The sequence below is a fragment of the Limnohabitans curvus genome (assembly GCF_003063475.1).
In the GTDB taxonomy this organism is placed as follows: Bacteria; Pseudomonadota; Gammaproteobacteria; order Burkholderiales; family Burkholderiaceae_C; genus Limnohabitans; species Limnohabitans curvus.
Window position 1 is genome coordinate 2,394,114 of the sequence record NZ_NESP01000001.1, and the last position, 10,715, is coordinate 2,404,828.

A 10,715-nucleotide genomic window follows, 5' to 3' on the forward strand; every position below is an offset into this window, starting at 1 on the left:
GTAAAGCCAAAAAGACAGGTTTTGGCGGGCGAGGCGCCATATCGGCCACCTACAATGTTGCATTATCCGAATTTCGCCAAGCAGACTGATCGACCCATTCGAAAAACTAAAAAGTCGCCGCGCTGCATGGCCGCACCCGTTTTAACTTTTGGAGCTTGTCTATGACTGCACTTTTCAGCCCTACCGCTTTGGTGGTTCCTTTCGAAAAACTTCGAATGACTGACGTCGAATCCGTTGGCGGTAAAAACGCCAGCCTCGGCGAAATGATTTCGCAATTGCCCACAGGCGTTCGCGTGCCCACCGGCTTTGCCACCACAGCTCATGCCTTCCGTGAGTTTTTGGCTTACGACGGATTGGTCGACAAAATCAACGCCCGCTTGGACGCGCTCGACACTGAAGACGTGCGTGCCTTGGCTGAGGCCGGTGCCGAAATTCGCGCCATGGTGGAAGCTCAGCCTTTCCCTGCCGACTTGCAAAAAGCCATTGCAGAAGCTTTTGCCACTTTGTCTGCAGGTAATGCAGCCGCCACATTCGCCGTGCGTTCATCTGCCACAGCGGAAGACTTGCCTGACGCCTCGTTCGCCGGCCAACAAGAAACCTTCTTGAACGTGCATGGCATTGACGAAGTGCTGCACAAGATGAAAGAGGTGTTTGCCTCGTTGTACAACGACCGCGCCATCAGCTACCGCGTGCACAAGGGCTTTGCCCACGCCGATGTGGCTTTGTCTGCCGGCGTGCAACGCATGGTGCGCTCTGACTTGGGCGCTGCTGGTGTGATGTTCACCATCGACACCGAATCTGGTTTTGAAGACGTGGTGTTCATCACATCAAGCTACGGCCTCGGTGAAACCGTGGTGCAAGGCGCTGTGAACCCTGACGAGTTCTATGTGCACAAGCCAACCCTCAAAGCAGGCAAGCGTGCTGTGATTCGCCGCAACTTGGGCTCCAAGCTCTTGCAGATGGAGTTCTCGACGGCCGAAGAGAAAAAAGCCACCGGCAAATTGGTCAAGACTACCGATGTGCCCACAGAGCTGCGCAACCGTTATTCACTGACAGACGCTGACGTCGAACAATTGGCCCACTACGCCATGGTGATTGAGGCCCATTACGGCCGTCCCATGGACATCGAATGGGGCAAAGACGGCACAGACGGTTTGCTTTACATCTTGCAAGCACGCCCAGAAACTGTGAAGAGCCAAGCCAAAGGCCAATCTGAATTCCGCTACAAACTCAAAGGCCACAGTACCGTGCTGGCCGAAGGTCGCGCGATTGGTCAAAAGATTGGTACGGGCCCTGTGCGCTTGGTGCACAACATCAGCGAGATGGACACCGTTCAGCCCGGCGATGTGTTGGTGACCGACATGACAGACCCTAACTGGGAGCCTGTGATGAAGCGTGCCAGCGCCATCGTGACCAACCGCGGTGGCCGTACGTGCCACGCCGCCATCATTGCGCGTGAGTTGGGCATTCCTGCGGTGGTGGGTTGCGGTGACGCAACCGAGCGTCTCAAAGACGGCACGCTCGTGACCGTGAGCTGTTCAGAAGGCGACACCGGCATGATTTACGACGGTTTGTTAGAGACCGAAGTGACCGAAGTGCAACGCGGCGAAATGCCCAAGATTAAAACCAAGATCATGATGAACGTGGGTAACCCACAGTTGGCGTTTGACTTCTGCCAGTTGCCCAACGAAGGCGTGGGTTTGGCCCGCTTGGAGTTCATCATCAACAACAATATTGGCGTGCACCCCAAGGCTATTCTTGACTACCCCAATGTGGATGCCGACTTGAAAAAGGCGGTGGAGTCTGTGGCCCGTGGCCACGCTTCGCCTCGCGCGTTCTATGTGGACAAAGTGGCCGAAGGCATTGCGACCATCGCGGCTGCGTTCTATCCAAAGCCAGTCATCGTGCGTATGTCGGACTTCAAGTCCAACGAGTACCGCAAACTGATTGGTGGCAGCCGCTACGAGCCAGAGGAAGAAAACCCAATGCTCGGCTTCCGTGGTGCCGCACGCTACATCAGCGAAGACTTCGGTGAAGCCTTTGCGATGGAATGCGAAGCTATGCGTCGCGTGCGCGAAGACATGGGCCTGACCAACGTGCAAGTCATGGTGCCATTCGTGCGTACCCTGGGTCAAGCCGAACGCGTGACCAACTTGTTGGCCGAACACGGTTTGAAGCGCGGAGAGAACGACCTCAAGGTCATCATGATGTGCGAAGTACCAAGCAACGCCATCCTCGCCGACGATTTCTTGAAGTTCTTCGACGGTTTCTCCATCGGTTCCAACGACTTGACCCAACTCACCTTGGGTCTGGACCGTGATTCCGGTTTGGAGTTGTTGGCCGCTGACTTTGACGAGCGTGACCCTGCTGTGAAAGCTTTGCTGAGCAAAGCGATTGCCGCATGTTTGGCGCAAGGCAAGTACGTGGGCATCTGTGGCCAAGGCCCCAGCGACCACCCCGACTTTGCGCAATGGTTGGCAGACGAGGGCATCAGCTCCATCTCGCTCAACCCAGACAGCGTGATTGACACTTGGAAGTCATTGGCTAAATAAACAGCCTTGATGCAGCAACCTCCAGCACGCATCAGTTCAGCCAGCTTGCCCCTTCGCTCTCGGTGGGGCTTGCTGGCTTTGGTTGTGCTGACAATTGGATCGTTGGCGGTGGCTTGGCTGTTGCCAGACATGACGATGCTGCATTTTTTGTGGGTCGCGCAAGCCGTTCCCATTCTTTATTTTCTTTTGGTTTGGTGGGGCACGCAAGCGTCCCAGCGTGATGACCATGCGCCTTAAGTCCTGGCCGTGGCCTTTGCTGTTGGGTGGCTTTGCTGGTTTGGTCGTGCTCACATTGCTGCTGCTTTTGGCCGACTTTGCTGGCGTGCCTCGGGCTTTGGTGAACGGGTTTTTCTTGGTTTTATCGATCATCGGCTATGCCGTGATCGGCATGTTCTGCCGAACAACTGTTCCTGAGGAGTATTTTGTTGCGGGGCGGCGCATTAGCGCGCCGCTGAATGGCATGGCAACGGCGGCAGACTGGATTTCTGCCGCCTCTTTTTTGGGCTTAACCGGACTGTTGTTATCCGATGGTTTTGTGGGGGATGGGCAGCACCCCGGTGGTTTGGCTTATTTGCTGGGTTGGACGGGCGGCTTTTGCATCTTGGGTTTTTTATTCGCAGCCAAGCTCAACCGCTCGCAATCGATCACCATTCCTGAATTTCTAGGTCGCCGCTTCAACAGCGATGCCGTGCGCTGGTTGGCCGCTTGGGGGGCTATTTTGTGTTCCAGCATTTACCTGGTGGCACAAATTTACGGCATTGGCTTGGTGGCCTCGATGTTGTCTGGTTTGACGTTTGAGCTTGGCGTGTTCTTGGCTTTGGGGGGCGTGCTCTTGTGCTCGTTCTTAGGCGGTATGCGTGCCGTGACGTGGACCCAAGGTGTGCAGTGCGTGGTGATCGTTGTCTCGATGGTCGTGTTGAGCATGGCGGTGTCGTTCAAAACACAAGGCCATCCATTTGTCACGATTGCAGCGGCGCAGTCGCTGCCGCAGATTCAAGCCCGCGCTAAACAAATTGAAGCGGATCCCGCCGAGCAATCCACACGTGAAGTGATCAGCCTGCGCATGAGTAACTTGGACGCGAAGATTGCCGATCCCGTGAACGCACGTGAAATCGAACGTCAAACAGTGATGCGCCAAGTGGCGAGGGCGAAGGCTGACAATGCGCCGCTGCGCGAGATCCAGCGCTTAGAGGCGAATCCCGCATGGCGAGAGCCAACGGTGGACCGTTTGGTGGGGGCTTGGCAGGCTGAGCGAGAAGTGTTTGCTCAAGCCATCAGTCGACCTGTAGGGTTTCAGGCGCCGTATCTGGCTGGGTGGAATCAGGGTTGGTTCAATAGCCTTGCCCTGATCTTTTGCTTGATGTTGGGGTCAGCTGCGTTGCCTCATGTGTTGGTGCGTTCCTTCACAACAGCAACGCCAGCAGAGGCGCAGCGCTCCATCGTTTGGGCGTTGTTCTTCATTGTGATCGTGTACTTGTGCGCTTCTGCCTTAGCCGTCTTGCTGAAATCATTCGTGTTGAACGAGTTGGTCGGCGCGCATTTAGACCAGCTCCCCGATTGGGCCGATCGTTTGAAGTTGCGAAAGCTGGCGCTTTTGAGCATTCAGGATCACAACCAAGATGGCATCGTGCAGTTTGCAGACATTCGTTTGTTCAATGACTACTTGGTGTTGGGTGTACCCGAGATGACGCACATTTCTTCGGTGTTCACAGGCTTGCTCGCAGCAGGAGCGTTGGCCGCCGCGTTGTCGACAGCAGATGGGTTGCTGCTGACCATTTCGAACGCCTTGGCGCAAGACTTGTATTTTCAGACGGCGGACCCGAACGCGCCACCGCTGCGACGTGTCATGTTGTCGAAAATTTTGCTGATGGTGGTGGCTTTGATGGCTGCTTGGTTTGCCACGAACCGTCCGGTGAGCATTTTGTTTTGGGTGACCTGCGCCTTTTCTTTGGCTGCCTCCACCTTTTTTCCGGTGCTGTTATTAGGTCTTTACTGGCGTGGCATGACGCGCCTAGGCGCTATTGCCGCGATGGTGTCGGGCTTGGCGGTGAGTTTGTACTACATCGCTTCCAACCACCCATGGGTACAGATGCGTCTTCAGCTGCAAGCGGTCAATACCTTGTGGTGGGATTTGGACCCAGTTTGCTCAGGCGTTTTTGGTGTTCCGGTGGGGCTGTGCTTTGGCATTTTGGTAAGCCAGCTTTGCCGAGATAAAAATTGACTATAATCGTAGGCTTTTCCCTTGCTGCCAGCGTCAGACGCCGCAGGCAGCTTCACATCCACAAGGAGTGTCCATGCGTCATTACGAAATCATTTTGTTGATCCACCCGGATCAAAGCGAACAAGTTCCAGCCATGCTGGAGCGTTACAAAGGCATGATCACCGCAGGTGGTGGTGCTATTCATCGTACGGAAGACTGGGGTCGCCGCCAGTTGGCCTACATGATCAACAAGCTTGCCAAAGCTCACTACATTTGCTTGAACATCGAAGCTAGCCAAGCTGTGATGTCTGAACTCGAACACGCGTTCAAGTTCAACGATGCTGTGTTGCGCCACATGACTGTCTTGCGTAAGAAGGCCGACACCGCGCCTTCCATCATGATGAAGACAGTCGAGCGCGAAGAAGCTCGCAAGAACCAGCAAGCTGAGTTCGCGGGCTAATTGCTGACTTACTACAAGGTTTGAACCACGTTGTTTTGAATGCTTGTGTTGTGGAGGCCTCGGCCCTGCGATACACCCCAGCCGGTTTACCCGCCATTGATTTGAGTCTCGAACACGAGTCTGAAATTCAAGAAGCAGGGCAAAAGCGACAAGTCAAAGCAACCGTCAAAACAGTCGCCTTGGGATCTTTGGCTGAGCGTCTCGCTCAACTTCCCCTCGGTAGCCTTTGGCAGTTCAGCGGCTTTTTAGCCTCACCTCGTAACAGCAAAAACGTCGTTTTTCACATTCAAGATTTTCAGCAAATTTCATAGGAGGCCCAGATCATGGCCACATTCAAGAAATTCAACAAAGACAAGCGCCCAAAGCGCAACACGCAATCATTGCTTTTCAAGCGCAAGCGCTTCTGCCGCTTCACCGTCACTGGCGTTGAAGAAATCGACTACAAAGACGTCGACACATTGCGTGACTTCATTGCCGAAAACGGCAAGATCATCCCCGCACGCCTGACTGGCACACGCGCTATTTATCAACGTCAGCTGAACACTGCCATCAAGCGCGCACGCTTCTTGGCTTTGGTGCCATACAGCGACCAGCACAAGATCTAAGGAGACCGACCATGCAAATTATTCTGCTCGACAAGGTCGTGAACCTCGGCAACCTCGGCGAAATCGTCCGTGTGAAAGATGGTTACGCCCGTAACTTTTTGATCCCATCAGGCCGCGCACGTCGCGCCACTGAAACAGCGATCAAAGAATTCGAAGTGCGCCGCGCTGAACTCGAAAAAGCTGCTGCTGAGAAATTGGCTGCTGCACAAGCTCAAGGCGAGAAGTTGACTGGCAAAGTCATCAAGCTCAGCCAAAAAGCGGGTGTGGACGGTCGTTTGTTCGGCTCTGTGACCAACCACGACATCGCTGAAGCGTTGACGAAAGAAGGTTTCCCAGTGGCGAAAGCTCAAATCCGCATGCCTCATGGCCCGATCAAAACAGTCAGCGAAAGCGCTGTGGGCGTGGCATTGCACACGGACGTGATTGTTGAAATCACTGTCAACGTGCAAGGCGAGACTGCTTAAGTTTCCCCGCACCTGAAAAGCCGCTCTTCGGAGCGGCTTTTTTATTTGTTCTTTGCATTTCCCCAGCTAACCCACCTCTTATCCACAGAGTTATCCCAAGCGTTTGGCGTCTCTGGGCTTAGGATGTGTGTTTTACAGGATCACCATGTCAGCCGCTTCTAACAGCTTTGATGAGAGCTTCTCTCACGACCAGCAAATTGCACAACTGCGCATTCCTCCGCACTCCATCGAGGCCGAGTCCAGCGTGTTGGGTGGCTTGTTGTTGGACAACGGGGCATGGGACCGCGTGGGCGATTTGTTGGTCGATGGTGACTTCTACCGTTACGAACACAAGCAGGTGTATGCCGCCATTGGCGCGCTGGTGAATACCAGCCGTCCAGCTGACGTCATCACGGTCTACGAGCATCTACAAGCCTTAGGCAAGGCCGAAGAAATCGGTGGCTTGGGTTATCTCAATGCTTTGGCGCAATACGTGCCGAGTGCGAGCAATATTCGCCGTTATGCAGAGATCGTGCGCGAGCGCTCGATTCTGCGCAAGCTGGTGACAGCCAGCGACGAAATCGCCACCAATGCCTTCAACACACAGGGCAGGGCAGTGGCTCAAATCTTGGATGAAGCCGAGCAAAAGATCTTCAACATCGGTGAAGAAGGCTCACGCATGAAGCAGGGTTTCCAAGCCATGCCGCAGTTGGTGGTGGACTTGCTCGACCGCGTGCAAGAAATGGCGGACAACCAAAACGACATCACCGGCGTGCCCACAGGCTTCATTGACTTTGACCGCATGACCTCAGGTTTGCAACCTGGTGACTTGATCGTGTTGGCGGCGCGTCCGTCCATGGGTAAAACGGCGCTGGCCATCAACATTGCCGAGCACGTGGCTTTGAACGAAGGTCTGCCTGTCGCTGTGTTCTCGATGGAGATGGGCGCTTCGCAACTGGCGGTTCGTATCGTGGGTTCGATTGGTCGTGTGGACCAAGGCCATTTGCGCACGGGCAAGCTGAGCGATGACGAATGGCCGCGTTTGACCGAAGCCATTGAGAAGCTGCGCAATGTGTCGTTGCACATCGATGAAACACCAGGTTTGACGCCGAGTGAGCTGCGTGCCAACGCCCGTCGTTTGTCGCGTCAGTGCGGCAAGCTCGGCCTCATCGTGGTCGACTATTTGCAGCTCATGAGTGGCTCTAGCAGCAGCGGTGGCGACAACCGTGCGACAGAGATTGGTGAAATTTCTCGCGGTTTGAAGATGCTGGCCAAAGAGCTGCAATGCCCCGTGATTGCCTTGTCTCAGCTCAACCGAAGTGTGGAACAGCGTACCGACAAACGCCCCATGATGAGTGACTTGCGAGAGTCCGGCGCCATTGAGCAGGACGCGGACGTGATCATGTTCATTTACCGCGACGACTACTACAACAAAGAGTCCAAAGAGCCAGGCGTGGCCGAAGTCATCATCGGTAAGCAGCGTAACGGCCCCACCGGGACCGTCAAGCTGGCCTTCTTGAAGCCACTCACCAAGTTCGAAAGCTTGGCCAGTGGCTACAGCAGTGGTGGCGATTACTAAGGCTTAAAGTACTTCGCTGGCAAAGTCAGCCAGTCGTGAGCGTTCGCCGCGTGCCAAGGTGATGTGGCCGCCATGTGGCCACCCCTTGAAGCGGTCCACAGCATACGTCAAGCCCGATGAGCCTTCGGTGAGGTAGGGCGTGTCGATCTGTGCCAAGTTCCCCATGCACACAATCTTGGTGCCGGGGCCCGCGCGCGTGATGAGTGTTTTCATTTGCTTGGGCGTCAAGTTTTGGGCTTCATCAATGATGAGGTACTTGTTCAGGAATGTGCGCCCGCGCATGAAGTTCAGGCTCTTGATTTTGATGCGACTGCGAATCAAATCGTTGGTGGCGGCCCGGCCCCATTCGCCAGCATTGGTTTCGGTCTTGGCCAATACTTCAAGGTTATCGTCTAAAGCGCCCATCCATGGCCCCATTTTTTCTTCTTCGGTGCCGGGCAAGAAGCCAATGTCTTCGCCCACACTCACCGTGGCACGGGTCATGATGATCTCGGTGTAGCGGCGGTCGTCCAACACTTGTGTGAGACCTGCGGCCAAAGCCATCAAGGTCTTGCCCGTACCTGCTGTGCCGGTCAGTGTGACAAAGTCAATCTCTGGATCGGTGAGCAAGTTCATCGCGAAGTTTTGTTCGCGGTTGCGGGTGCTGACACCCCATACGGCATTTTTGAGATGTGTAAAGTCTTTGAGGGTTTTGAGCACCACGGTGTTGCCGCGAATCTCGGTCACACGGGCATACAGGCTAGGCTCACCCGCCGATTCGTAATACACAAACTGGTTGATGTGCAGATCGGGCACCAAGGGGCCGCTGAGGCGGTAGTAGGTGTTGCTGCCGCTTTGCCAGCTTTCAACCGATTTGGCATGTTTGATCCAGAAATCTTCTGGTAAGGCCATGGCACCTGAATACAGCAAGTCGCCGTCTTCTAGGGTCTTGTCGTTTTGGTAGTCTTCAGCGGCCAAGCCCAGCGCGCGGGCTTTGACCCGCATGTTGATGTCTTTAGACACCAGCACCACCTCGCGCGGGGCATGCTTGACGCGCAGCGCTTCAACCACTCCCAAAATTTGGTTATCAGCTTTACCTTGGGGCAGACTAGAGGGCAGTGTGAAGTCGAGTGGCTCGGTTTGGAAGAACAGACGTCCACCCACTTCGATGTGACCGGTGCCATCGAGCTTGATGCCTGTGATGATGTCTGCGTTGTGTGAGGCCACCAAGGCATCGAGGGAGCGGCTCGTTTGACGGGCATTTCGCGCCACTTCGGTCATGCCTTTTTTGTGACCATCCAACTCTTCCAGGACGATCATGGGTAAGAACACATCGTGTTCTTCAAAGCGGAACAAACACATGGGATCGTGCATCAACACGTTGGTGTCGAGCACAAACAGCTTGGTTGGTCCCGTGTGCTTGGCTTTTTTGGGCGTTACCGCGCGTGCGGGTGCCGCCTTGCGTTCGCCTTTGTAAGCTGGGATGACCTCATGTTTATCTTGAGGCACTGCCGCTGCTGTTTCGCGCACCTTGGCGTGTACGTGTTCTTCGGTCACACGTTCCTCATGTCGCGGCGCCGATTTGCGTGTGCTGCGCGATTTGGCGGGTGCCGTATCTAACCCCTCGGTGTTCAACAAGGCGGCGCGTTTGGCTGGGGCGGGAGGCAGTGGCATAGATGAAGCTTAAAGAGTTGAGACGCAAAAGACTGACTTAAAAAGCGAAAAAGCCGCCTGGAGGCCAAGGCGGCTTTTTGTTGGAAACGTGTTCGCTTCTGTCAATGTCATGGAGCCACTATAACCGAGCTCTGTGACACTTTATGTGGGTCGTTTCAGGCCGCAGCTTTCTTCAAGGCTTTGACGGCTTTCAGTACTTCGTCCACATGGCCTGGTACTTTGAGTCCGCGCCACTCTTCTTTGAGCAGGCCGTCGGCACCTACCAAAAACGTGCTGCGCTCAATGCCTTTGACTTTTTTGCCGTACATGATTTTGTTTTTGACGACGCCAAACATGTGACACATTTTTTCTTCTGTGTCGGCAATCAACTCAAACGGCAATTCGAGCTTGGTTTTGAATTCGTCGTGCGATTTCATGTTGTCGCGTGACACGCCAAATACCAAAGCGCCGGCTTTGACAAAGTCTTTGTATTTGTCGCGGAACTGCATAGCTTCGGTGGTGCAGCCAGGGGTGTTGTCCTTGGGATAGAAATACAAGACCATCATTTGGCCCGTGTGCGAGTTGTTGGTAACCTTGATGCCGCCTGTTGCATTGGCTTCAAATTCGGGGAGGGGTTTGTTGACAACAATTGCCATAGCGCTCAATCAGGTGTGACAGTGAAGACAGCCGGATGAAGGAGGCGACTGTCGAGACAGCCTCCTTCCGGCAACCCGCTATTTTAACTTAGAAACCTCGTCTCGATGCGGTTCTTCATGCAGCCATCGTTGCAAAGCGAAGCGTGTTCTTAATCATTACTTGTGACGCTTTCGATGAGCAGCGCTGCGGCAACCTTGCGGCCTTCACCCGCCAAGATGTTGTAGGTGCGGCACGCGGCCTGTGTGTCCATGGTCTCTAGGCCCACACGGCGTTGCATCAGACCCACTTGCCATTCGGGCCTGGGGAAGCGCAAACGTTCGCCGCTGCCGAAGATGACCAACTCAACGTCTAACTCAGCCAGTTGTGCAAAGTGTTGTGGGCCCAAATCTTCAAAATTTTGGCAATGCCAGTCAAGGCGAACGCCTTCTGAGGTGATCAGCACACTGTGCGTGATTTTTTCGCCTTGAATGGCGACCCATCCTGGGCCATAAGCCGTGACTGACTGGGTCTCGATACGATCGGGTTGTAATTTCATAAATGCCTTGAGATCTGTGGTCAAATTATAGGTTTCACCCCGTAAAAGAGCC

The 10,715-nt window shown here is 54.5% G+C and carries 11 protein-coding genes; 8 read left to right on the plus strand and 3 right to left on the minus strand.

Annotation, left to right across the window (positions count from 1 at the left end):
- Window positions 1-161: 161 nt before the first annotated feature.
- From ppsA to dnaB, 8 genes are all read left to right on the plus strand, one after another.
- Entirely contained in the window at window positions 162-2,552 is a 2,391-nt protein-coding gene (gene ppsA, locus B9Z44_RS12055) for a phosphoenolpyruvate synthase (RefSeq protein ID WP_108358974.1), read from the plus strand.
- Between the two features lie 9 nt (window positions 2,553-2,561).
- Entirely contained in the window at window positions 2,562-2,789 is a 228-nt protein-coding gene (locus B9Z44_RS12060; RefSeq protein WP_108402547.1) for a hypothetical protein, read from the plus strand.
- Window positions 2,779-4,773, plus strand: a complete 1,995-nt coding sequence (locus B9Z44_RS12065; protein WP_170108501.1) for a VC_2705 family sodium/solute symporter — start codon at window positions 2,779-2,781, stop codon at window positions 4,771-4,773. Before B9Z44_RS12060 ends, B9Z44_RS12065 begins: the two co-directional genes overlap by 11 nt.
- Before the next feature lie 73 nt (window positions 4,774-4,846).
- Window positions 4,847-5,212, plus strand: coding sequence for a 30S ribosomal protein S6 (gene rpsF, locus B9Z44_RS12070; RefSeq protein ID WP_104799310.1), 366 nt, complete (start codon window positions 4,847-4,849; stop codon window positions 5,210-5,212).
- 20 nt (window positions 5,213-5,232) lie between these two features.
- The gene (gene priB, locus B9Z44_RS12075) at window positions 5,233-5,523 is read left to right on the plus strand and encodes a primosomal replication protein N (protein ID WP_104799311.1); all 291 of its coding nucleotides are present in this window, start codon (window positions 5,233-5,235) and stop codon (window positions 5,521-5,523) included.
- Window positions 5,524-5,535: 12 nt separating this feature from the next.
- A complete protein-coding gene (gene rpsR / locus B9Z44_RS12080) occupies window positions 5,536-5,817 on the plus strand; it encodes a 30S ribosomal protein S18 (protein WP_044397946.1) in 282 nt (93 codons plus the stop codon).
- An 11-nt stretch (window positions 5,818-5,828) separates the two neighbouring features.
- Entirely contained in the window at window positions 5,829-6,281 is a 453-nt protein-coding gene (rplI, locus tag B9Z44_RS12085) for a 50S ribosomal protein L9 (protein WP_108358970.1), read from the plus strand.
- 145 nt (window positions 6,282-6,426) lie between these two features.
- Window positions 6,427-7,839, plus strand: coding sequence for a replicative DNA helicase (gene dnaB, locus B9Z44_RS12090; protein WP_108358969.1), 1,413 nt, complete (start codon window positions 6,427-6,429; stop codon window positions 7,837-7,839).
- 3 nt (window positions 7,840-7,842) lie between these two features.
- Here the strand turns inward: dnaB and B9Z44_RS12095 are convergent, their stop codons facing one another.
- The 3 genes from B9Z44_RS12095 to B9Z44_RS12105 form a co-directional block, all read right to left on the minus strand.
- Window positions 7,843-9,492, minus strand: coding sequence for a PhoH family protein (locus B9Z44_RS12095; protein ID WP_108358968.1), 1,650 nt, complete (start codon window positions 9,490-9,492; stop codon window positions 7,843-7,845).
- 155 nt (window positions 9,493-9,647) lie between these two features.
- Complete coding sequence (locus B9Z44_RS12100; protein ID WP_108358967.1) at window positions 9,648-10,127, minus strand: peroxiredoxin; 480 nt, start codon at window positions 10,125-10,127, stop codon at window positions 9,648-9,650.
- 149 nt (window positions 10,128-10,276) lie between these two features.
- Window positions 10,277-10,663, minus strand: coding sequence for an Mth938-like domain-containing protein (locus tag B9Z44_RS12105; protein WP_108402549.1), 387 nt, complete (start codon window positions 10,661-10,663; stop codon window positions 10,277-10,279).
- Window positions 10,664-10,715 lie beyond the last annotated feature (52 nt).